This is a genomic window from Pseudomonas sp. SMN11 (assembly GCF_052041945.1).
Taxonomy (GTDB): domain Bacteria; phylum Pseudomonadota; class Gammaproteobacteria; order Pseudomonadales; family Pseudomonadaceae; genus Aquipseudomonas.
Window position 1 is genome coordinate 1 of the sequence record NZ_JBKGGW010000042.1, and the last position, 22,690, is coordinate 22,690.

The window sequence follows — 22,690 nt, forward strand, 5'->3', positions numbered from 1 at the left end:
CCCCCCCCCCCCCCCCCCCCACATCCGACACATCTCTTAAGCCAAACATGGCATAACACTTGCTCAAGCCACGTCATCCTCCTTTGAAACCCCGATGGACGACGGATTATTGGCATGGCGAAGAGCGACGCAGTGAAAGACCCCGCCGCAAAAGGCAAACTCAAGCTGATCCTGCTGCTGGTGCTGGCCCTGCTGCTGGCAGTCGGCCTGTCGGTGGGTGCCACCTGGTTCATCATGCACAAGAGTGAACCGGCACCGGCCCCTGAGGCGGCTGCTACCAACGTCAAGGCCCCTGCGATCTACGTGCCGCTGGCGCCCGCCTTCGTGGTCAACTTCAACCAGAACGGCCGCCAGCGCTACATGCAGCTCAGCATCACCATGCAAGGCCGCAGCCAGGCTGACCTGGATGCACTCTCGGTGCACATGCCGGTAATCCGCAACAACCTGGTGATGATGTTCTCCGGGCAGGGCTTCGACACCCTGGCGGCCAGTTCGGTGGGCCAGGAGATGCTGCGTCAGAAAGCCACCGCGGTGGTCCAGGAAGTGGCGCAGAAGGAAGTCGGCAAGCCGGTGGTCGACCAGCTGCTGTTCACCAATTTCGTATTGCAGTAGGAGTCCGCAATGGCCGTACAGGACCTGCTGTCCCAGGATGAGATCGATGCCCTGTTGCATGGCGTCGACGACGGTCTGGTGCAGACCGAGAGCGTTGCCGAGCCTGGCAGCATCAAAAGCTACGACCTGACCAGCCAGGATCGGATCGTGCGGGGTCGCATGCCGACCCTGGAAATGATCAACGAGCGTTTCGCCCGCTACACCCGCATCAGCATGTTCAACCTGCTGCGCCGCTCTGCGGATGTGGCGGTAGGCGGCGTGCAGGTGATGAAGTTCGGCGAGTACGTGCATTCGCTGTACGTGCCGACCAGCCTCAATCTGGTCAAGATCAAGCCACTGCGTGGCACCGCGCTGTTCATTCTCGACGCCAAGCTGGTATTCAAGCTGGTGGACAACTTCTTTGGTGGTGACGGCCGTCACGCCAAGATCGAGGGCCGCGAATTCACCCCCACCGAACTGCGCGTGGTGCGCATGGTGCTGGACCAGTGCTTCGTCGACCTCAAGGAAGCCTGGCAGGCGATCATGCCGGTCAACTTCGAGTACATGAACTCCGAGGTCAACCCGGCGATGGCCAACATCGTCGGCCCGAGCGAGGCGGTGGTGGTGTCGACCTTCCATATCGAACTGGACGGTGGTGGCGGCGACCTGCATGTGACCATGCCGTACTCGATGATCGAGCCGGTGCGGGAAATGCTCGATGCCGGCTTCCAGTCCGACCTCGACGACCAGGACGAGCGCTGGGTCAAGGCCCTGCGCGAGGACGTGCTGGACGTCTCCGTGCCGCTGACCGCTACGGTTGCCCGTCGCCAGCTGAAGCTGCGCGACATCCTGCACATGCAGGCAGGCGATGTGATCCCGGTGGAGCTGCCCGAGCACCTGGTGCTGCGCGCCAATGGCGTGCCGTCGTTCAAGGCGCGCCTGGGCTCGCACAAGGGCAACCTGGCCCTGCAGATCATCGACCCGATCGAACGCCGCTGAACGCGTGCCGGTCGCTCTTAACGAATTGAATGCCTGTCGAGGACATCATGGCTAACGAAAACGAGATCACTTCCCCGGAAGACCAGGCCTTGGCCGATGAATGGGCTGCGGCCCTGGAAGAAACCGGTGATGCCGGCCAGTCCGATATCGACGCGCTGCTCGCCGGCGACAGCGGCAAGCCCAGTGCCGGTCGCCTGCCGATGGAAGAGTTCGCCAGCTCCCCGCGACCGAACGAGAACGTCAGCCTCGAAGGCCCGAACCTGGATGTGATCCTGGACATTCCGGTGAGCATTTCCATGGAAGTGGGCAGTACCGAAATCAACATCCGCAACCTGCTGCAGCTCAACCAGGGCTCGGTGATCGAACTCGACCGCCTGGCCGGTGAGCCGCTCGACGTGCTGGTCAATGGCACGCTGATCGCCCATGGCGAAGTGGTCGTGGTCAACGAGAAGTTCGGCATCCGCCTGACCGACGTGATCAGCCCCAGCGAACGTATCAAGAAGCTGCGCTGAGTGAAGGGCACGATGCGGGCCGTGATGGCCCTGGCCACGCTGCTGGTCAGCGAGCTGGCCATCGCCGCCGCCACGCCTGCAGCCAGCCCGACTGCGGCGCCGGCCGCTGCGCCTGGCAGCCTGGGCGGGCAGCTGGCGCAGATGGTGTTCGGCCTGCTGCTGGTGGTGGGGCTGATCTTCTTCCTGGCCTGGGCGCTGCGCCGCATGCAGGGTGCCTCGCCCAAGGGCGGCCAGGTGATCGAGATCGTCGGTAGCCGCGCCATCGGCCCGCGTGACCGGCTGTTGCTGGTGCAGGTCGGCAAGGAACAGCTCCTCATCGGGCATACCCCGGGCAGCATCGAGGCCTTGCATGTATTGGCAGAACCCGTCGAAGTGCCCGCCAGCGCCCGCCAGGCGACGCCGGAATTTGCCCAGCGGCTGATGGAGCTGATGGGCAAGGATCAGAAGGACAAGAAGTGATGAGCAGCGCGCTGCGCATTGTAGTGACCCTCGCGCTGCTGCTGGCCGCGCCACTGGCTTTGGCCGCCGACCCGCTGTCGATCCCGGCCATCACCCTGTCCAACACTGCGGACGGGCAGCAGGAGTATTCGGTCAGCCTGCAGATCCTGCTGATCATGACGGCGCTGAGCTTCATTCCGGCGTTCGTCATCCTGATGACCAGTTTCACCCGTATCATCATCGTGTTCTCGATCCTGCGTCAGGCCCTGGGCCTGCAGCAAACGCCCTCGAACCAGGTGCTGACCGGCATGGCGCTGTTCCTGACCATGTTCATCATGGCGCCGGTGTTCGACCGGGTGAACCAGGACGCCCTGCAGCCGTACCTGAGCGAGAAGATGACGGCCCAGCAAGCCATCGAGAAGGCCCAGGGCCCGCTCAAGGACTTCATGCTGGCACAGACACGGCAGAGCGACCTCGACCTGTTCATGCGCCTGTCCAAGCGCACCGATATTGCCGGCCCCGACCAGGTCCCGCTGACGATCCTGGTGCCGGCGTTCGTCACTTCGGAGTTGAAAACCGCGTTCCAGATCGGCTTCATGATCTTCATCCCGTTCCTGATCATCGACATGGTGGTGGCCAGTGTGCTGATGGCCATGGGTATGATGATGCTGTCGCCGCTGATCATCTCGCTGCCGTTCAAGATCATGCTGTTCGTCCTGGTCGATGGCTGGGCGCTGATCATGGGCACGCTGGCCGGCAGTTTCGGCGGCGTCTGACGCCGCCAAGGAGAGCCCTGCATGACACCTGAAGTAGCAGTCGACCTGTTCCGTGACGCGCTGTGGCTGACCACCTTGATGGTTGCCATCCTGGTGATACCCAGCCTGCTGGTCGGCCTGATCGTGGCGATGTTCCAGGCGGCCACGCAGATCAACGAACAGACCTTGAGCTTCCTGCCGCGCCTGCTGGTGATGCTGGTCACGCTGATCGTCGCCGGGCCGTGGCTGGTGCAGAAGTTCATGGAGTACATCACCGGCCTGTACACCAGCATCCCGCAGCTGATCGGTTGAGCCTGCCATGCTGGAGCTGACCGACGCGCAGATCGGCACCTGGGTCGCCACATTCATCCTGCCGCTGTTCCGGGTGGCTGCGGTGCTGATGACCATGCCGATCTTCGGCACGCGCATGCTGCCCGCGCGCATCCGCCTGTACGTGGCGGTGGCGATCACTGTGGTCATCGTGCCGGCACTGCCGCCATTGCCGGAATTCGACCCGCTGAGCCTGCGCGGTCTGTTGCTGTGTGGCGAACAGGTCATCGTCGGTGCGCTGTTCGGCTTCTCGCTGCAGATGCTGTTCCAGGCTTTCGTCATCGCCGGGCAAATTGTCGCCGTGCAGATGGGCATGGCCTTTGCCTCCATGGTCGACCCGGCCAACGGTGTCAACGTGGCGGTGATCAGCCAGTTCATGACCATGCTGGTGAGCGTGCTGTTCCTGCTGATGAACGGCCATCTGGTGGTGTTCGAGGTGCTGACCGAAAGCTTTACCACCTTGCCGGTGGGCAACGCGCTGGTGGTCAATCACTTCTGGGAGATGGCTGGGCGCCTGAGCTGGGTGTTCGGTGCCGGCCTGCTGTTGATTCTGCCGGCGATCGCGTCCCTGCTGGTGGTTAACATCGCATTCGGTGTCATGACCCGTGCCGCGCCGCAGCTGAACATTTTCTCCATCGGCTTCCCCCTGACGCTGGTGCTGGGTATGGGCATCTTCTGGGTTGGCTTGGCCGATATTCTTTCCCACTATCAGGCGTTGGCCAGTGAAGCTCTGCAGTGGCTGCGTGAACTGGCAAGGGCGCGCTGAGCATGGCTGAGAGCGAGAGCGGTCAGGACAAGACGGAAGACCCCACCGACAAACGCAAGCGTGATGCGCGCGAGAAAGGTGAGATCGCCCGTTCCAAGGAGCTCAACACCGTTGCCTCGACACTGGCCGGTGCCGGGGCGCTGCTGGCCTTCGGCGGCAACCTGGCGGAAACCTTGATGACGCTGATGCGCATGAATTTTTCCCTGACCCGCGAGGTGCTGACTGACGAGCGGTCGATGGGAACGTTTCTGCTGGCCTCGGGCAAGATGGCCATCTGGGCGGTGCAGCCGATTCTCATGCTGCTGTTCGTGATTGCATTCGTGTCACCCATTGCCCTTGGCGGGTTCATCTTTTCCGGGAGCCTGTTGCAGCCAAAGTTCAGCCGGATGAACCCGTTGTCGGGCATCAAGCGCATGTTCTCGCTGAACTCGCTGACTGAGCTGCTCAAGGCGATGGCCAAGTTCTTCGTCATCCTGATCGTCGCGCTGGTGGTGTTGAGCAATGATCGCCAGGCACTGCTGGCAATTGCCAACGAGCCACTGGAGCAGGCGATCATCCACAGTGTCCAGGTGGTCGGTTGGAGTGCCTTGTGGATGGCTGCCGGTTTGCTGCTGATTGCTGCGGCGGACGTCCCGTTCCAGCTGTGGCAGACCCAGAAGAAGCTGAAGATGACCAAACAGGAGATCAAGGACGAGTACAAGGACAGCGAAGGCAAACCCGAGGTCAAGCAGCGCATCCGCCAGCTGCAGCGCGAGGTGTCGCAGCGGCGCATGATGGCCGCCGTGCCCGAGGCTGACGTGATCATCACCAACCCGACACACTATGCCGTGGCCCTGCAGTACGACCCGGAGAAGGGTGGGGTGGCGCCGTTGCTGGTGGCCAAGGGCACCGATTTCATCGCCTTGAAGATTCGCGAGATCGGTGTCGAGCACAAGATCCAGATCCTCGAATCGCCAGCCTTGGCGCGGGCGATCTACTACTCCACCGAGGTCGAAGGGGAAATCCCGGCGGGGCTGTACCTGGCGGTGGCGCAGGTGTTGGCCTATGTGTTCCAGATCCGCCAGTACCGCTCCGGCAAGGGCAAGCGACCAGAGCCGCTCAAAGAAGACCTGCCGATTCCACCGGACCTGCGGCGCGATAACTGATTGCAGCCTGTGCCGGCCTCTTCGCGGGTACAGGCAACATAAATCCATGGCCGAGGAAAGTTGGAAGGCTTCTTGCAGAGCCACGCCCAAGCGCCCCTTGGGCGTCAAAGTTTTGCATCAAGAGGACTCGCGGTGGATCGCACTCAGTTAATCAGCAACGCCCGCAACAACCTGGCCGGGCTCGGCCGGGGCAACCTGGGCGTGCCGTTGCTGCTGCTGGTGATGTTGGCAATGATGATGTTGCCGATACCGCCGTTCCTGCTCGACGTGTTCTTCACCTTCAACATCGCCCTGTCGATCGTGGTCCTGCTGGTGTGCGTGTACGCCTTGCGCCCGCTGGACTTCGCCGCGTTCCCGACCATCCTGCTGGTAGCGACCTTGCTGCGCCTGGCGCTGAACGTGGCCTCTACACGGGTGGTCATGCTCCATGGCCAGGAAGGCCACGGCGCTGCCGGTAAGGTGATCCAGGCCTTCGGTGAGGTGGTGATCGGCGGCAACTACGTCGTGGGTGCGGTGGTGTTCGCCATCCTCATGATCATCAACTTCGTGGTGGTGACCAAAGGTGCCGGGCGTATTTCCGAGGTGAGCGCGCGCTTCACCCTTGACGCCATGCCCGGCAAGCAGATGGCGATCGACGCCGACCTCAACGCCGGCCTGATCGATCAGGCCCAGGCCAAGATGCGCCGCGCCGAGGTGGCCCAGGAGGCCGAGTTCTACGGTTCGATGGATGGTGCCAGCAAGTTCGTCCGCGGTGACGCCATCGCCGGCCTGCTGATCCTCTTCATCAACCTGATTGGCGGCATGCTGATTGGTATGTTGCAACACAACATGTCGTTCAGCGATGCGGGCAAGGTCTACGCCTTGCTGACCATCGGTGACGGTTTGGTGGCGCAATTGCCATCACTGTTGCTGTCCACCGCCGCCGCGATCATGGTTACCCGTGCCTCGGGCTCCGAGGACATGGGCAAGCTGATCAATCGCCAGATGTTCGACTCGCCCAAGGCGCTGGGTGTGTCTGCGGGGCTGATGATCATCATGGGCCTGGTGCCAGGCATGCCGCACGTGGCCTTCCTCGGCCTAGGCCTGCTGGCCGGTGGTGGTGCCTATCTGGTGTGGAAGAAGCAGCAGAAGGCCAAGGTCGAAGCGCAGAAGGAGGCGCAGCGCCAGCAGGACCTGTTGCCGTCGCCGCAGCGTGCACTGGACACCAAGGAACTGGGCTGGGATGACGTGACGCCCATTGACATGATCGGCCTGGAAGTGGGCTACCGCCTGATCCCGCTGGTCGACCGCAACCAAGGTGGCCAGCTGCTGGCGCGGATCAAGGGCGTACGCAAGAAGCTGTCCCAGGACCTGGGCTTCCTCATGCCGACCGTGCACATTCGCGACAACCTCGACCTGCAGCCCAGTGCCTATCGCCTGACGCTGATGGGCGTGATTCTGGCCGAGGCCGAGATCTACCCGGACCGCGAGCTTGCGATCAACCCAGGGCAGGTGTTTGGCACCCTCAACGGTATCGCCGCGCGCGATCCGGCATTCGGCCTCGAGGCGGTGTGGATCGACATCGCTCAGCGCGCTCAGGCGCAGTCGCTGGGGTATACCGTGGTCGACGCCAGCACCGTGGTTGCCACCCATCTCAACCAGATCCTGCAGAAGCACTGCCACGAGCTGATCGGCCATGAAGAGGTCCAGCAACTGTTGCAGGTATTGTCCAAGGCATCGCCTAAACTTGCTGAAGAGCTGGTGCCCGGTGTCATTTCCTTGTCGGGGCTGCTCAAGGTCCTGCAGGCGTTGTTGTCCGAGCAAGTACCGGTGCGTGACATCCGCAGTATTGCCGAGGCCATCGCCAACAATGCCAGCAAGAGTCAAGATACCGCCGCGCTGGTGGCGGCAGTGCGCGTCGGATTGTGTCGTGCCATTGTCCAAAGCATTGTCGGCGTTGAGTCCGAGCTGCCTGTGATCACCCTTGAGCCAAGGTTGGAACAGATCTTGCTCAATAGTTTGCAAAGGGCCGGGCAAGGTCAGGAAGACGGTGTTCTTCTTGAGCCGAGCATGGCCGAAAAGCTGCAGCGTTCGCTGATCGACGCCTGCCAGCGCCAGGAAATGCAAGGCCAACCGGCCATTCTTCTGGTAGCTGGCCCGATCCGTGCCATGTTGTCGCGCTTCGGTCGCCTGGCTGTACCGAATTTGCATGTTCTGGCGTATCAGGAAATACCGGATAACAAGCAAGTCACCATCGTTGCCACAGTGGGCCCCAACGGCTGAGGTAGTGGGTTATGCAAGTCAAGCGTTTTTTCGCCGCCGATATGCGTCAGGCCATGAAGCTGGTCCGTGATGAGCTGGGCTCCGATGCCGCCATCATCGGCAACCGCCGCATTGCCGGTGGTGTCGAGCTGACCGCCGCGCTGGACTACAAGCTGTCCGCACTGGCCCCGCGCGTCCCCAACGTCGAGCTGGAAGAAGAGCTGCGCAAGACCCAATCGCGCATCGCCACTGCCCAGGCCGAGTTGGACAACCGCGCCGAGGCCACCGAAGGCAGCCGCCAATTGTTCGCCGGCCAGTCGCTGACCGCGGCCGAGCCATTGATCGAACCGCATGTCGATGCCCCGGCAGTGGCTGCCGCACCTGCCCCTGCCCCGGTCGACCCGCGCCTGTTCGACGCCATGCGTTCGGAGTTGTCGGGCCTGCGTGAGCTGCTCGAAGTGCAGCTCGGCTCGCTGGCCTGGAACCAGCTGCAGGGCAGCAAACCGGCCCAGGCCAACCTCTGGCGTCGCCTGCAGCGCATTGGCCTGTCCGGCCCGATCGCCCGCGAGCTGCTCGACCTCACCAGCGAGATCGAAGAGCCGCGCCAGGCCTGGCGCATGCTGCTCGCGCACCTGGCGCGGATGATCGAAGTGCCCCAGGTCGAACCGATCGAAGAGGGCGGGGTGATCGCCATGGTCGGCCCGGCCGGCATGGGCAAGACCACCACCCTGGCCAAGCTGGCGGCGCGTTACGTGCTCAAGTACGGCCCGCAGAACCTTGCCCTGGTGAGCATGGACAGCTTCCGCATCGGTGCCCAGGAGCAGCTCAAGACCCTGGGGCGCATCCTCAACGTGCCGGTGACCTACGTCGATCCGGGCCAGTCGCTGGCAGCCGCGCTGGAGCCACTGCTGCGCAAGCGCGTGGTGCTGATCGATACCGCCGGCCTGCAGGCCAGCGACCCGGCCCTGCGCATGCAACTGGAGACCCTGGCCGGGCGTGGCATTGCCGCGAAGAATTACCTGGTGCTGGCCACCACCAGCCAGAAGCAGGTGCTGACCGCTGCCTACCACAGCTACAAGCGCTGCGGCCTGGCTGGCTGCATCCTGACCAAACTTGATGAAACGGCGAGCCTCGGCGACGTGCTGAGCCTGGCCATCAGTCATGAACTGCCCGTGGCCTATCTCACCGACGGCCCGCGCATTCCTGACGACCTGCACCTGCCGCGCCCGCACCAGCTGGTGACCCGCGCGGTCAACGTGCAGTTGCAGGACGAGCCCAGCGAAGAGGCGATGGCCGACATGTTCGCTGATCTCTACCACAACCCGCGGCGCGCAGGTTGAGGATGAAGCGTATGCAAAGTACCTACATTCCGGGGCTGGCAGTGCTACCCCGCGTGTGGCTTGGGTCCAAGCGAGACAAGGTAAACAACGAACATGGGTAGCATGCATCCCGTACAGGTGATCGCCGTCACTGGTGGCAAAGGTGGCGTCGGCAAGACTAACGTTTCAGTGAACCTGTCCCTGGCGCTGGCCGAACTTGGCCGCCGGGTAATGTTGCTGGACGCCGACCTTGGCCTGGCCAATGTCGACGTATTGCTGGGTCTCACCCCAAAACGCACCCTGGCCGATGTCATCGAAGGGCGCTGCGAGCTGCGCGATGTACTGTTGCAGGGGCCTGGCGGGGTGCGCATCGTGCCAGCCGCCTCCGGCACCCAGAGCATGGTGCACCTGGCCCCGGCCCAGCATGCCGGGCTGATCCAGGCCTTCAGCGAGATCGGCGACAACCTCGACGTGCTGGTGATCGACACTGCTGCGGGCATTGGTGACTCTGTAGTCAGCTTCGTGCGCGCGGCCCAGGAAGTGCTGCTGGTGGTGTGCGACGAGCCGACCTCGATCACCGACGCCTACGCGCTGATCAAGCTGCTCAACCGCGACTACGGCATGAACCGTTTCCGCGTGCTGGCCAACATGGCGCAGAGCCCGCAGGAAGGGCGCAACCTGTTCGCCAAGTTGACCAAGGTCACCGACCGCTTCCTTGACGTCGCCCTACAATATGTCGGCGCCGTGCCCTACGACGAGAGCGTGCGCAAGGCGGTGCAGAAGCAGCGCGCGGTGTACGAGGCCTTCCCTCGCTCCAAATGCGCCCTGGCCTTCAAGGCCATCGCGCAGAAGGTCGACAGCTGGCCGCTGCCGGCCAACCCGCGCGGGCACCTTGAGTTCTTTGTCGAGCGCCTGGTGCAACCCACCAGCGCAGGACCCGTGCTATGAACGCGAGCGGCTTCAAGATGTACAGCAAGGCGTCGAAAGACGCCCAATTCGAGTTGGTGGAACGCTACGCGCCGCTGGTCAAGCGCATCGCCTACCACTTGCTGGCACGCCTGCCGGCCAACGTCCAGGTCGAGGACCTGATCCAGGCCGGCATGATCGGCCTGCTGGAAGTGGCCAACAAGTATGACGCCAGCAAGGGCGCCAGCTTCGAAACCTACGCTGGCATCCGCATCCGCGGGGCGATGCTCGACGAGGTCCGCAAGGGCGATTGGGCACCGCGTTCGGTGCACCGCAATACGCGCATGGTCAGTGATGCGATGCGCGCCGTGGAAGCAAGAACTGGCCGCGACGCTAAAGATCATGAAGTTGCTGCCGAACTCCAATTGAGTCTCGATGATTACTACGGGATCTTGAACGATACCTTGGGGAGCCGCCTGTTCAGTTTCGACGACCTGTTGCAGGACGGCGAGCACGAAGGGCTGCACGAGGACGGCGCCAGTGGTCAGGTCGAGCCGTCGCGCGATCTGGAAGACGAGCGCTTCCAGGCTGCCCTGACCGATGCGATCGCCAACCTGCCGGAGCGTGAGCGCCTGGTGCTGGCGCTGTACTACGACGAAGAGCTGAACCTCAAGGAAATCGGTGAGGTGCTGGGGGTCAGCGAATCGCGAGTCAGCCAGTTGCACAGCCAGTGTGCCGCGCGCCTGCGCAGCCGCCTGGGGGAATGGCGGGCGCGTTGAGCCCGGGGTCGTTGCAGTCGTTTTCCACGTTGTACCGAATATGAATACGCGTGCTCGGGGCCGAGCGCGTTTGAGACTGCTTGGAGGTCTACTTGAACAAAGACATGAAAATCCTCATCGTTGACGACTTTTCGACGATGCGGCGGATCATCAAGAACCTGTTGCGTGACCTGGGCTTCACCAACACCGATGAAGCCGATGACGGCACCACCGCTCTGCCGATGCTCGAAAGCGGCCATTACGACTTCCTGGTGACCGACTGGAACATGCCGGGCATGTCCGGTATCGATCTGCTGCGCAAGGTCCGTGCCCACGATCGCCTGAAGACCATGCCGGTGCTGATGGTGACCGCCGAAGCCAAGCGCGACCAGATCATCGAAGCGGCCCAGGCCGGCGTCAACGGTTACGTGGTCAAGCCATTCACCGCCCAGGTGCTCAAAGAAAAGATCGAGAAGATCTTCGAACGCGTCAACGGCTGAGTCACGTCAGGGGGCGCCATGGAAACAACACAAACGTCTTTGGGGGAGTTCGAGTCGACCCTGAAGAAACATGCCCAGGAGCTGGTCGAGAGCCTGGAACGCGGGCGTTTCGGCGAGGCGGTGCAGCTGATTCATCAGCTCAACCAGACCCGCGACCGTGGCCTGTACCAGGAAGTCGGCAAGTTAACCCGTGAGCTGCACAGCGCGATCGTCAGCTTCCAGATCGACCCGCGCATGCCGCAGGCCGAGGAAGTCTCGCAGATAACCGATGCCACCGAGCGCCTGTCCTACGTGGTCAAGCTCACCGAGGGTGCCGCCAACCGCACCATGGACCTGGTGGAGGAGAGCACCCCGGTGCTCAACGACCTGGCAGCCGAAGCGCAAGGCCTGAGCGTCGACTGGCAGCGCTTCATGCGCCGCGAAGTCGCAGCGCCGGAGTTCCGCGAGCTGGTCAAGCGCGTCGACAGTTTCCTGACGCACAGCGCCGAGGGCAACCGCAAGGTCGCCGGCCACCTCAACGACATTCTGCTGGCCCAGGACTATCAGGACCTGACTGGCCAGGTGATCAAGCGCGTGACTGCGCTGGTGACCGAAGTTGAAAGCAATCTGCTCAAGCTCGTGCTGATGGCCAGCCAGGTCGACCGGTTTGCCGGTATCGAACACGACCACCAGCAGCTGCGCGCTGAAAAAGATGAAGAAAAACATCCGACTCGGGGTGAAGGTCCGCAGATTCATGCCGATAAGCGTGAAGACGTTGTGTCCGGTCAGGACGACGTCGACGATCTGCTGTCCAGCCTGGGTTTTTAAGGAGCACGTTTAATGAGCTTCGGCGCCGATGAAGAAATCCTTCAGGATTTCCTGGTAGAAGCCGGCGAAATTCTTGAGCAACTGTCCGAGCAACTGGTCGAGCTGGAAAGCCGGCCCGACGATGCCGACCTGCTCAATGCAATCTTTCGCGGTTTCCACACTGTAAAAGGGGGCGCCGGCTTCCTTCAGCTGAACGAGCTGGTGGAGTGCTGCCACATCGCCGAGAACGTGTTCGACATCCTGCGCAAAGGTGAGCGCCGGGTCGACGCGGAACTGATGGACGTGGTGCTCGAGGCACTGGACACGGTCAACAGCATGTTCGGCCAGGTGCGTGAGCGCAGCGAAGTGACCCCGGCCACCCCGGAGTTGCTGGCGGCCCTGTCGCGCCTGGCGGAACCTGCCAGCGCCGACGCCCCGGTAGCACCGGTAGCAGTGGTCGAGGCTGCAGCGGAGCCGGTGGCTGCCGAGGCAGATATCACCGACACCGAGTTCGAACAGCTGCTCGACTCGCTCGATGCGGTCAAGGCCGAAGCGGCCGCCGCCGAAGCGCAGATGCAGGGCGAGACCCTGAGCGGCGCGGGTGACGACATCACCGACGCCGAGTTCGAATCGCTGCTCGACCAGTTGCATGGCAAGGGCCAGTTCTCGCCCGAAGTGGCTGCTGCCGAAGCGGTGGTCGATGCCAGTGCACCGCTGAGCGACGAAATCACCGACGAAGAATTCGAGTCGTTGCTGGACCAGTTGCACGGCAAGGGCACCTTCCAGGCCGATGCCTTGCCGGCTGCCACCGCGGCAGTGGAAAGCGTGGTCACGCCCGCCAGCAGTGACGAGATCACCGAGCATGAGTTCGAAGCGTTGCTCGACCAGTTGCACGGCAAGGGCAAGTTCACCGGTGAAACCGTTGCTGCCGAAGCGCCTGTCGCCGTGGCCGCACCGGTTGCGGCCGTGGCTGAGAGCAAACCGGTCGCCAGGCCGGCTGCCGCTGCACCTGCTGCTGCCGCCAAGCCGGCCGCGCCAGCCCGCAGCCCGGCCCCGGCCGCGGAAAAGCCTGCCAGCGAAGCGGAAACCACCGTGCGTGTCGACACTGCACGCCTGGACGAGATCATGAACATGGTCGGCGAACTGGTGCTGGTGCGTAACCGCCTGGTGCGCCTGGGCCTGAACAGCGGCGACGAGGCCATGTCCAAGGCCGTGTCCAACCTCGACGTGGTCACCGCCGACCTGCAGACCGCGGTGATGAAGACCCGCATGCAGCCGATCAAGAAGGTCTTCGGCCGCTTCCCGCGCCTGGTCCGCGACCTGGCGCGCCAGCTGAAGAAAGAGATCAACCTGGAACTGGTCGGTGAAGAGACCGACCTCGACAAGAACCTCGTCGAGGCCCTGGCCGACCCGCTGGTGCACCTGGTGCGCAACGCCGTCGACCACGGTGTCGAGATGCCGGACGAGCGTGAAGCCTCTGGCAAGGCCCGGACCGGCCGCGTGGTACTGTCGGCCGAGCAGGAGGGCGACCACATCCTGCTGTCGATCTCTGACGACGGCAAGGGCATGGACCCGCACATCCTGCGCGCCAAGGCCGTGGAAAAAGGCCTGATGGACAAGGACGCGGCCGATCGCCTGAGCGAATCGGACTGCTACAACCTGATCTTCGCCCCGGGCTTCTCGACCAAGACCGAGATTTCCGACGTGTCCGGCCGCGGTGTCGGCATGGACGTGGTGAAGACCAAGATTTCCCAGCTCAACGGCTCGATCAACATCTTCTCGGCCAAGGGCCAGGGCTCGAAGATCGTCATCAAGGTGCCGCTGACCCTGGCGATCATGCCGACCCTGATGGTGATGCTGGGCAACCAGGCGTTCGCCTTCCCGCTGGTCAACGTCAACGAGATCTTCCACCTCGACCTGTCGCGCACCAACGTGGTCGACGGCCAGGAAGTGGTGATCGTGCGCGACAAGGCGCTGCCGCTGTTCTACCTCAAGCGCTGGCTGGTTCAGGGCCAGGTGCACGAGGAGCAGCGCGAGGGCCATGTGGTGATCCTCTCGGTCGGTACTCAGCGGATCGGCTTCGTGGTCGACCAGCTGGTGGGCCAGGAAGAGGTGGTGATCAAGCCGCTGGGCAAGATGTTGCAGGGCACCCCTGGCATGTCTGGCGCCACCATCACCGGTGACGGCCGCATCGCGCTGATTCTCGACGTGCCGAGCATGCTCAAGCGTTACGCGGCACGGCGTATCTGATTTTCGGCGGCGCACCCTGGCGGGTGGCGCCGCCTAATGGAGTGTTTATGGCAGTCAAGGTCCTGGTGGTGGATGATTCCGGTTTCTTCCGCCGCCGCGTTTCGGAAATCCTCTCGGCGGACCCGACGATCCAGGTGGTCGGCACCGCGACCAACGGCAGGGAAGCGATCGACCAGGCACTGGCGCTCAAACCCGATGTCATCACCATGGACTACGAAATGCCCATGATGGATGGCATCACCGCCGTGCGGCACATCATGCAGCGCTGCCCGACGCCGGTGTTGATGTTCTCCTCGCTGACCCATGAAGGCGCCCGCGTCACCCTCGACGCGCTGGATGCCGGTGCGGTGGATTACCTGCCGAAGAACTTCGAAGACATCTCGCGCAACCCGGAGAAGGTCAAGCAGTTGCTGTGCGAGAAGGTGCATACCATCTCGCGCAGCAACCGCCGTTTCGGCGGCTACACCAGCCACGCGCCGGTCAGCGCACCGGCGCCGGCCGCCAGCCATGCACCCGCCAGCAGCTTGGCCAGCGCCGCGCCGGCCCGTCCTGCCGCGCCTGCCCGTGCAGCGACGCCGGCCGCGGCGCATGCCCCGGCTCCCAAGCGCAAACCTTACAAGCTGGTGGCGATCGGTACCTCCACCGGTGGCCCGGTGGCTCTGCAGCGGGTGCTGACCCAGCTGCCGGCGAATTTTCCGGCGCCGATCGTGCTGATCCAGCACATGCCCGCCGCCTTCACCAAGGCATTTGCCGAGCGCCTCGACAAGCTGTGCAAGATCAGCGTCAAGGAAGCCGAGGACGGCGACATGCTGCGCCCGGGGCTGGCGCTGCTGGCCCCAGGCGGCAAGCAGATGATGATCGACGGCCGTGGCACGGTGAAGATTCTGCCGGGCGACGAGCGCCTGAACTACAAGCCGTGCGTGGACATCACCTTCGGCTCGGCGGCCAAGTCATACGGCGACAAGGTGCTGTCGGTGGTGCTCACCGGCATGGGCGCCGATGGCCGTGAAGGCGCGCGCCTGCTCAAGCAGGGCGGCAGTACCGTGTGGGCCCAGGATGAGGCCAGCTGTGTGATCTACGGCATGCCCATGGCCATTGTCAAAGCCAACCTGGCGGACGCGGTGTACAGCCTGGATGAAATCGGCAAACACCTGGTCGAGGCTTGTGTCTGATGGATGTGCTCAGCCTGATTGGCCTGATCCTGGCGTTCGTCGCCATCGTCGGCGGCAACTTCCTTGAAGGTGGCCACGTCGGTGCCTTGCTCAATGGCCCGGCGGGCCTGATCGTGCTCGGCGGCACCCTGGCGGCGGCACTGCTGCAGTCGCCGCTGTCGGCGTTCAAGCGCGCGTTGCAGATCCTGCGCTGGATCTTCTTCCCGCCGCGGGTCGACCTGGCCGGTGGTATCGACCGTGTGGTCAACTGGAGCCTGACGGCGCGCAAGGAAGGCCTGCTCGGCCTGGAAGGCGTAGCCGATGCCGAACCCGACCCCTATGCTCGCAAGGGCCTGCAACTGCTGGTCGATGGCGCCGAGCCGGAATCGATCCGTAGCATCCTCGAAGTCGACTTCCTGACCCAGGAAAGCCGTGACATCCAGGCCGCCAAGGTGTTCGAGAGCATGGGCGGCTACGCCCCGACCATCGGTATCATCGGTGCGGTCATGGGCCTGATCCACGTCATGGGCAACCTGGCCGACCCGTCGCAGCTGGGCAACGGCATTGCTGTGGCCTTCGTCGCCACCATCTACGGCGTGGCCAGTGCCAACCTGATCCTGCTGCCGATCGCCAACAAGCTCAAGGCCATCGTCCTGCGCCAGTCGCGCTACCGCGAGATGCTGCTCGAAGGCCTGCTGTCGATCGCCGAGGGCGAGAACCCGCGCTCGATCGAGTTGAAGCTGCAAGGCTTCATGGAGTAAGCCATGCGCCGTCGCCGTCATACCGAGGAGCACGAGAATCACGAACGCTGGCTGGTGTCGTACGCCGACTTCATCACCTTGCTGTTTGCCTTCTTCGTGGTCATGTATTCGATCTCCTCGATCAACGAGGGCAAGTACAAGGTCATCTCGCAAGCGCTGCTCGGGGTGTTCAACGACCCTGAGCGGAGCATGAAGCCGATCCCGATCGGCGACGAGCAGCCGCTCAGCGTCAAACCGGCAGAACCCTTGATCAAGGACAGCGAGCAGACCGATGCGGGCCTGGCCCAGACCAACGTTGACCCGCTGAAGACCATCAGCGACGACGTGCGCGATGCCTTCGGCGACCTGATCAAGTCCGACCAGATGACCGTGCGCGGCAACGAGCTGTGGGTGGAGATCGAACTCAACTCGTCCCTGCTGTTCGGCAGTGGCGACGCCATGCCCAGTGACCAGGCGTTCACCATCATCGAGAAAGTCGGCAACATCCTCAAACCGTTCGCCAACCCGGTGCACGTCGAGGGCTTCACCGACAACCTGCCGATTCGCACGGCGCAGTACCCGACCAACTGGGAGCTGTCGGCGGCGCGGGCGGCGAGCATCGTGCGCCTGCTGGCCATGGAAGGGGTCAACCCGGCGCGCATGGCCTCGGTGGGTTATGGCGAGTACCAGCCGGTGGCCAGCAACGACACCGCCGAAGGGCGTGCGCGCAATCGCCGGGTCGTGCTGGTGATTTCCCGTAACCTCGAAGTGCGCCGCAGCCTGACCGGCTCGGGCAGTGCCAATGCCACCCCGGACGCGGCGTTGCGCCGTGCTGGCACACAAAGTGCACCGCCAGCCCCAGCAGCGACGACAGCCAAGTGAGCCGTCAATTCTCCGTCACCGCATGCCCTGTGGCAGCCGGCGGCACCCATGAAGCAAGAGTTGTCCTATGAGAGTCTGGGCAGTAGCCAATCAAAAAGGCGGCGTGGGCAAGACCACGACCACCATCGCCCTGGCCGGCCTGCTGGCCGAGGCGGGCAAGCGCGTGGTCGTCGTCGACCTCGACCCGCATGGCTCGATGACCAGCTATTTCGGGCACAACCCGGATGCCCTGGAGCACAGCTGCTACGACCTGTTCCTGCACAAGGGCAGCGTGCCGGAAGGCCTGCCGGGGCAGTTGTTGATGCCCACCAGCGATGAGCGTATCTCGCTGCTGCCGTCGAGTACTGCGTTGGCGGTGCTGGAGCGTCAGTCGCCAGGTCAGAGTGGCCTGGGCCTGGTGATCGCCAAGAGTCTGGCGCAGTTATGGCAGGATTTCGATTTCGCCTTGATCGACAGCCCGCCATTGCTCGGCGTGCTGATGGTCAATGCCCTGGCAGCCAGCCAGCAGCTGGTGATCCCGGTGCAGACCGAATTCCTCGCGGTGAAGGGCCTGGAGCGCATGATCGGTACCTTGGCCATGATCAACCGCTCGCGCAAGCAGGCGCTGCCTTACCAGATCGTGCCGACCCTGTTCGACCGCCGTACCCAGGCTTCGCTGGGCACCCTCAAGGTGTTGCGCGATACCTATGAACACCAGGTGTGGCAGGGCTACATCCCGGTCGACACGCGACTGCGCGATGCCAGCCGCAATGGCGTCACGCCGTCGCAGTTCGATGGCAAGAGCCGTGGCGTGATCGCCTACCGGGCACTGCTCAAGCACATGCTCACCTACAAGCCGGCCGCGCAGGTGGTTTCATGAACCGGCCTGTGGGTACCAAGCCGCAACTGGCCCTGCAGTCTTACCTCGATGGGCTGTTGCAGGAGGCCACCGAGGCCGAGGATATCCTCGACCTGGCAACGCCTGCCCAGGCGCCCATGGCCAACGACGAATTCGCTGCGGCCGTGCGCGAAGAGCAGGCGCGGGACGCTCGCCAGCCAACGCCCGCAACCAGGCCTTTTGCCGAGCCGCAGATGAAGGTGCTGCCAGCCGTGCTGCCGGTAGAGCAGCCTGTGGTGGCCGTGGTCGAGACTGAAGTGGTGGCCGAGGCCAGCATCCCGGTGCTGACCGAGGTACCGACGCCGGAGCCGGTTGCCCCCTTGGTGGACGTGCACCTGCCCGCGGCAGGCATGGCCGACACGCCGGCCCCTCCGGCCAGCGTCGATGGCCGCCCGGCCTGGGCCGCCGAGCCGTTCGAGTGCCTGCTGTTCGACGTTGCCGGGCTGACCCTGGCGGTGCCGCTGGTTTGCCTGGGTTCGATCTACAGCCTGGAAGGCCAGGAGCTGACACCGCTGTTCGGCCAGCCCGACTGGTTCCTGGGCATCCTGACCTGCCAGGCCGGCAACCTCAAGGTGCTGGACACCGCGCGCTGGGTCATGCCCGACCGCTACCGCGATGACTTCCGCCAGGGTTTGAATTACGTGATTTCCGTGCAGGGCTACGAATGGGGCCTGGCGGTGCATCAGGTCAGCCGCTCGCTGCGCCTGGACCCCGCCGAGATCAAGTGGCGCAGCCAGCGCGGCCAGCGCCCCTGGTTGGCCGGCACGGTCATCGAACACATGTGTGCACTGCTCGACGTCGCCGAACTGGCCGAGCTGATCGCCAGCGGCGCGGTCAAGCAGTTGCATGCCAAACAGAAATGACACCGAACACAACCGCCAACAGCGGATTTAGAGGGCTAGGGGAATGAAAAAGTCGTCTGCGCAAGGTTCTGAAGATCCGATCCTGCAGTGGGTAACCTTCCGTCTGGACAACGAGTCCTACGGCATCAACGTCATGCAGGTGCAGGAAGTGCTGCGCTACACCGAGATCGCTCCGGTGCCGGGCGCGCCAAGCTATGTGCTGGGCATCATCAACCTGCGCGGCAACGTGGTGACGGTGATCGACACCCGCCAGCGTTTCGGCCTGATGCCGTCGGACGTGACCGACAACACCCGCATCGTCATCATCGAGGCTGACAAGCAAGTGGTCGGCATCCTGGTCGACAGCGTTGCCGAGGTGGTGTACCTGCGTCAGTCGGAAATCGAAACGGCGCCGAACGTGGGTAACGAAGAGTCGGCCAAGTTTATCCAGGGCGTGTGCAACAAGAACGGCGAACTGCTGATCCTGGTCGAACTGGACAAGATGATGACCGAGGAAGAGTGGTCTGAGCTGGAGAACATCTGAGTTGATCTTCGAGGTAGCGGTAATCTTCCTGGCGCTGCTGTGGGCCCTGAGCCTGTGGTTCTTCCTCAACTACAGCAAGCGCCAGCGCGAACTGGCCGCGCAGCAGGCCGTGGGCGATGCCCTGCGCGACCAGCGCATCAAGGACCTGGCCAAGCGCCTGGACGACTACCAGAACGGCACCGTGCGCATGGGGGAGGCCCTTCATGAACTGCGCGCGACCGTGGCACCGCTGCCAGAGAAACTGCAGCAGCTGGAACAGCGCGACCCCAACAGCGTGACCTTTACCCAGGCCGCCAGGCTGGTGGGCATGGGGGCGAGCGTGGCGGAACTCACCGAAACCTGCGGCCTGACCCAGGCCGAGGCGGAGTTGATGAGCAAGCTGCACCGCGGCGAGTGAAAATCAAAGGGCGCCTGAGGGCGCCCTTTGATTTTCTGGCTCAGGGCGCGACGCGCTACGTCAATGATTCAGGTTGCGCCAACCGAACCCGTTATTGACGCGCACTACCCGTGAAACACGGAACAGTGACTGCAGCGTGTTCTGCAACTCGTCTGTCGAAACAGGGTGCAGGTCGGCCCCCAGCAGCGTGGGCGGGTTCAGCAAGGGGCAACTGAACAGCTTGTAAATCTTTTTCATCTGCCGCAGTGCCGGCAGGCTATGGTCCACGGCTTCATTGAACATGCCAATGCCGGTGAGCTCGCTCAGGGCTTTGGCATAGGTGGCGAACTTGGGTGCATGGGCGCCCCTGGCCGGCCAGTGCTGATTCTGGGTGAAGAATCCGGGCCTGGAATCGAGCTTGAGGTTCATCGTGTGAATGACCTCCATCAGGGTCGGGTTGCCCGGATGGCTACCGATCACGCTGGTGTTGTATTGCTGATGAGCGCCCCTGAACGGGTTCGATGTGGGCTGCTCCAGCAATAACCCGTCGGCGGTGGTTCGCAGTGGTACATTGCCGATCCAGTCATTGGGGGAAGCGTCGTTGATGATGCCTGCTGCCGAAGGATGAGCGGGGGTGGCCAGCAGGTCATTGTCGATGTCCATGTACAGGCCGCCATCCTGATACAACGCATGATACTTCAGCATGTCGTTGGCGGCCGTCAGATGGGAGGAACCTCGGGCAGGGCCCTCCATGGCGGCATCGTAAAACTGCCTGGTGTATCCCAGGTTGGTGTAGAACCCTTGTCGCTCAAGGGGAAGCACTTGCAGGTCGGGTGCGGCGACGGCCAATGCACGGGCATTGTGGTTGAAGGCTGCGGCGTTTTGCTCGGACAGATAGAGGCAATGATCGTAACCGGCATCCCTGAGCAGCCTGGAATTGCGCCCGATGCGTGTGAGCATGCCGGCTGTCAGGGGCTTGTCGCCGATCCACAGGTGCATCACGCGCTTGGGAATGTGTGCCTGGTTTACCTCTGGAACCCTGGGGACTTCGATGGGCAAGCTTATTTCTATGCCAAGGTTGCGCAGCGTGCTTTCGCGCATGGCATTGGTGACGAAACGCGGGCCATGGATATCTGCCTGGTAGGCACGCAATTGCGTGTGCTCCGCGACATAGCGTGTGGGCGAGGGGTGTCCGATATCGCTTGTCTTCACAAAGGCGTCGGTCTCCAGCTCATACAACCAATGCGTTGCCGGGTCGCGCACATCCACGAGCGTGTCCATGCCGACGTGGGTGGTCTGGCGGCTGATCAGCATTTGCCGCGGGGGGGCGGGAAGTGGCTCGACGGTGACCGGTTGTTCGAAGAATGCCTTGAAGTTGTCACCGGCCCAGCGCGGCCTGGGTGCCCTTGTCGGGCTGAGCGGGTAGCCGATCTGGCCATTGATTCTGCCAGGGGCGACGAACCCATCGAATTGTGTCCGGAAAACCCTCTTGCCAGCGGACCACACGTTGTTAGCCAACGGCAGGGCACACAGTGCTCCAAACGCGACGTTCAGGGTACCATCGGCTTTTTCTTCAAGATTATTGCCATTGATGACTTCGTCCAGGCCCAGGCCGAGCTGGGCGACTCCGCCAATGGCAACCACCCACCCCAGGCCAGGCACCACCAAGGTCAACGGGGCAAGCAGGGTCATCGTCTGATTCAGGTAGCCTCGCCACCTGGCCTTGATGACATCGCTGTTGGTCGTGATCAGGAACTGGGCATCTTCGTAGCTTCGCTGGCGCAGCCGCGAGGTGATGTGGCTGAACAGGCCGTCGGTTATCAGCGGGCTGTATTCGTCGACCTTGTAATTGATGTATTGCGTTGACCAGCCACTGGCCGGGATGACCAGGTTGTTGACATACAGGAACCGCGGCCCCTGGTAACTGGCCAGCCCTTTGAGGGTGTCCTCCACCCCTGTGTAGCCGAGCCCGGTTGAAAAATCCTGAAGGCGAAAGTGCGTCAGCAATGACCTGCGCGTTTCGCTGTCCTTGCACTGTTGCACCAGCCAGGCTTTCATCGCGCTGGTGTTCTCGAACTCGTGCAAAGGCGATGAATTGCCGGGTACGTAGAGCAAGGTCAGCCCTGAGTTCCGATCCGTAAGGCACGCGATATCGGTGGCTACATAGCCGTAGATGTTGAGCATGCGTGTCTCGACTGTGTCAGCGTGCTCTGTCGAGGCTTCACCATCAGGTGCGATGCCAATCGCCCGCCAGGCCAGGTCGCAACCTGCTTCGCTCAGGCTGCCTTCCTCGACCTGCTTGTTGCACGCCGCTAGAAAATTCACCTGGGACAGCGTCGCGTAATCGTCGAACTTGTGTTGCCAGTAGTCGTCGAGCCTGGCGATGTATTCATCGTGCAGGTCCAGCTCCCAGATGAACGTCTGAAATGCATGTGTATTGGTGGCGATCTGAGTTTGCTGGGTATACCGCATGGGCTGCGTCTTGCGGAACAGGCCTTGATAGACGGCGTAATCATCCATTGTGCCGAACAGACCGCCCTCCGGGAGCTCATCGACGATCTGCACGTGCCCTTGGGCAAACGCCCTGGCCCAGCTCTCCTGAGGCAGGCTCCAGTCGCGCAGGAGCCCGAGAAAGTCGAGCACACCATAAGTGCTCAGCGCGATGTACGGCAGGTTGTCGGGTTGCTCTTGCCACTTTGACAGCACCGCCTGGCCAAGGGGTAGCTGCTCGACGACCTTGGCAATCCAGCCTCCCTCAGGGTTGGGCTTGTAATGCAAGGTCACCGCCAAGGTGGTGTCGGGATCGAAGTCCGAGCCTTGGGCCTTGGCCCACTCCCGAATTCGTTCGATGCTGAGCCGATCGGGCCGCGGGATATGGGTGAGGTGATCGAGTGCGTGCTGGATCCCGGATGGGTGCAATTGAGTCGTCATGTGCTGACCTGCCATTGTCGTGGGGCCTGCATGATGGACACAGGCCCCTCG

Annotated in this window: 23 protein-coding genes; 22 read left to right on the plus strand and 1 reads right to left on the minus strand. The window is 63.0% G+C overall.

What is annotated here, in order from left to right; genetic code table 11:
* Positions 1-114: 114 nt before the first annotated feature.
* The 22 genes from fliL to ACLEJU_RS25130 all read left to right on the plus strand — a co-directional run bounded on the left by fliL (position 115) and on the right by ACLEJU_RS25130 (position 19,729).
* Positions 115-612, plus strand: a complete 498-nt coding sequence (gene fliL / locus ACLEJU_RS25025; RefSeq protein ID WP_110636535.1) for a flagellar basal body-associated protein FliL — start codon at positions 115-117, stop codon at positions 610-612.
* A gap of 9 nt (positions 613-621) precedes the next feature.
* Positions 622-1,590, plus strand: coding sequence for a flagellar motor switch protein FliM (fliM, locus tag ACLEJU_RS25030; protein ID WP_027921190.1), 969 nt, complete (start codon positions 622-624; stop codon positions 1,588-1,590).
* A 47-nt stretch (positions 1,591-1,637) separates the two neighbouring features.
* A complete protein-coding gene (gene fliN / locus ACLEJU_RS25035) occupies positions 1,638-2,102 on the plus strand; it encodes a flagellar motor switch protein FliN (protein ID WP_435423717.1) in 465 nt (154 codons plus the stop codon).
* Positions 2,103-2,114: 12 nt separating this feature from the next.
* A complete protein-coding gene (gene fliO, locus ACLEJU_RS25040; RefSeq protein WP_435423756.1) occupies positions 2,115-2,561 on the plus strand; it encodes a flagellar biosynthetic protein FliO in 447 nt (148 codons plus the stop codon).
* Positions 2,561-3,316, plus strand: a complete 756-nt coding sequence (gene fliP, locus ACLEJU_RS25045) for a flagellar type III secretion system pore protein FliP (RefSeq protein ID WP_103446495.1) — start codon at positions 2,561-2,563, stop codon at positions 3,314-3,316. The genes fliO and fliP overlap by 1 nt, the downstream gene beginning before the upstream one ends.
* A 21-nt stretch (positions 3,317-3,337) precedes the next feature.
* Positions 3,338-3,607, plus strand: coding sequence for a flagellar biosynthesis protein FliQ (gene fliQ, locus ACLEJU_RS25050; RefSeq protein ID WP_400723002.1), 270 nt, complete (start codon positions 3,338-3,340; stop codon positions 3,605-3,607).
* Positions 3,608-3,614: 7 nt separating this feature from the next.
* Positions 3,615-4,391 (plus strand): flagellar biosynthetic protein FliR, encoded by a 777-nt coding sequence (gene fliR / locus ACLEJU_RS25055; RefSeq protein WP_435423718.1) that lies wholly within the window; start codon positions 3,615-3,617, stop codon positions 4,389-4,391.
* 2 nt (positions 4,392-4,393) lie between these two features.
* Complete coding sequence (gene flhB / locus ACLEJU_RS25060; RefSeq protein ID WP_435423719.1) at positions 4,394-5,536, plus strand: flagellar biosynthesis protein FlhB; 1,143 nt, start codon at positions 4,394-4,396, stop codon at positions 5,534-5,536.
* 132 nt (positions 5,537-5,668) lie between these two features.
* Positions 5,669-7,798, plus strand: coding sequence for a flagellar biosynthesis protein FlhA (gene flhA / locus ACLEJU_RS25065; protein ID WP_435423720.1), 2,130 nt, complete (start codon positions 5,669-5,671; stop codon positions 7,796-7,798).
* Positions 7,799-7,809: 11 nt separating this feature from the next.
* On the plus strand, positions 7,810-9,117 hold the full coding sequence (flhF, locus tag ACLEJU_RS25070; protein WP_435423721.1) for a flagellar biosynthesis protein FlhF: 1,308 nt from the start codon (positions 7,810-7,812) through the stop codon (positions 9,115-9,117).
* A 93-nt stretch (positions 9,118-9,210) separates the two neighbouring features.
* Positions 9,211-10,044, plus strand: a complete 834-nt coding sequence (gene fleN / locus ACLEJU_RS25075; RefSeq protein WP_054884183.1) for a flagellar synthesis regulator FleN — start codon at positions 9,211-9,213, stop codon at positions 10,042-10,044.
* Complete coding sequence (fliA, locus tag ACLEJU_RS25080; protein WP_103446502.1) at positions 10,041-10,781, plus strand: RNA polymerase sigma factor FliA; 741 nt, start codon at positions 10,041-10,043, stop codon at positions 10,779-10,781. The genes fleN and fliA overlap by 4 nt, the downstream gene beginning before the upstream one ends.
* A gap of 104 nt (positions 10,782-10,885) precedes the next feature.
* Positions 10,886-11,260, plus strand: coding sequence for a chemotaxis response regulator CheY (locus ACLEJU_RS25085; RefSeq protein ID WP_103446503.1), 375 nt, complete (start codon positions 10,886-10,888; stop codon positions 11,258-11,260).
* A gap of 18 nt (positions 11,261-11,278) precedes the next feature.
* On the plus strand, positions 11,279-12,067 hold the full coding sequence (locus tag ACLEJU_RS25090) for a protein phosphatase CheZ (RefSeq protein WP_422763236.1): 789 nt from the start codon (positions 11,279-11,281) through the stop codon (positions 12,065-12,067).
* A 12-nt stretch (positions 12,068-12,079) separates the two neighbouring features.
* Positions 12,080-14,296: a chemotaxis protein CheA gene (locus ACLEJU_RS25095; protein ID WP_435423722.1), complete on the plus strand. Its 2,217-nt coding sequence runs from the start codon at positions 12,080-12,082 to the stop codon at positions 14,294-14,296.
* Positions 14,297-14,343: 47 nt separating this feature from the next.
* Entirely contained in the window at positions 14,344-15,468 is a 1,125-nt protein-coding gene (locus ACLEJU_RS25100; RefSeq protein ID WP_435423723.1) for a protein-glutamate methylesterase/protein-glutamine glutaminase, read from the plus strand.
* Entirely contained in the window at positions 15,468-16,208 is a 741-nt protein-coding gene (locus tag ACLEJU_RS25105) for a flagellar motor protein (protein WP_152958862.1), read from the plus strand. Before ACLEJU_RS25100 ends, ACLEJU_RS25105 begins: the two co-directional genes overlap by 1 nt.
* Before the next feature lie 3 nt (positions 16,209-16,211).
* A complete protein-coding gene (motD, locus tag ACLEJU_RS25110; protein ID WP_435423724.1) occupies positions 16,212-17,069 on the plus strand; it encodes a flagellar motor protein MotD in 858 nt (285 codons plus the stop codon).
* Between the two features lie 67 nt (positions 17,070-17,136).
* A complete protein-coding gene (locus ACLEJU_RS25115) occupies positions 17,137-17,928 on the plus strand; it encodes a ParA family protein (RefSeq protein WP_435423725.1) in 792 nt (263 codons plus the stop codon).
* Positions 17,925-18,809, plus strand: coding sequence for a chemotaxis protein CheW (locus ACLEJU_RS25120; protein ID WP_435423726.1), 885 nt, complete (start codon positions 17,925-17,927; stop codon positions 18,807-18,809). Before ACLEJU_RS25115 ends, ACLEJU_RS25120 begins: the two co-directional genes overlap by 4 nt.
* A 43-nt stretch (positions 18,810-18,852) precedes the next feature.
* Complete coding sequence (locus ACLEJU_RS25125) at positions 18,853-19,332, plus strand: chemotaxis protein CheW (protein ID WP_016393802.1); 480 nt, start codon at positions 18,853-18,855, stop codon at positions 19,330-19,332.
* 1 nt (position 19,333) lies between these two features.
* Positions 19,334-19,729, plus strand: coding sequence for a DUF2802 domain-containing protein (locus tag ACLEJU_RS25130; protein WP_435423727.1), 396 nt, complete (start codon positions 19,334-19,336; stop codon positions 19,727-19,729).
* A gap of 60 nt (positions 19,730-19,789) precedes the next feature.
* Here ACLEJU_RS25130 and ACLEJU_RS25135 read toward each other — a convergent pair whose 3' ends face one another.
* On the minus strand, positions 19,790-22,639 hold the full coding sequence (locus ACLEJU_RS25135; RefSeq protein WP_435423728.1) for a dermonecrotic toxin domain-containing protein: 2,850 nt from the start codon (positions 22,637-22,639) through the stop codon (positions 19,790-19,792).
* Positions 22,640-22,690: the final 51 nt, after the last annotated feature.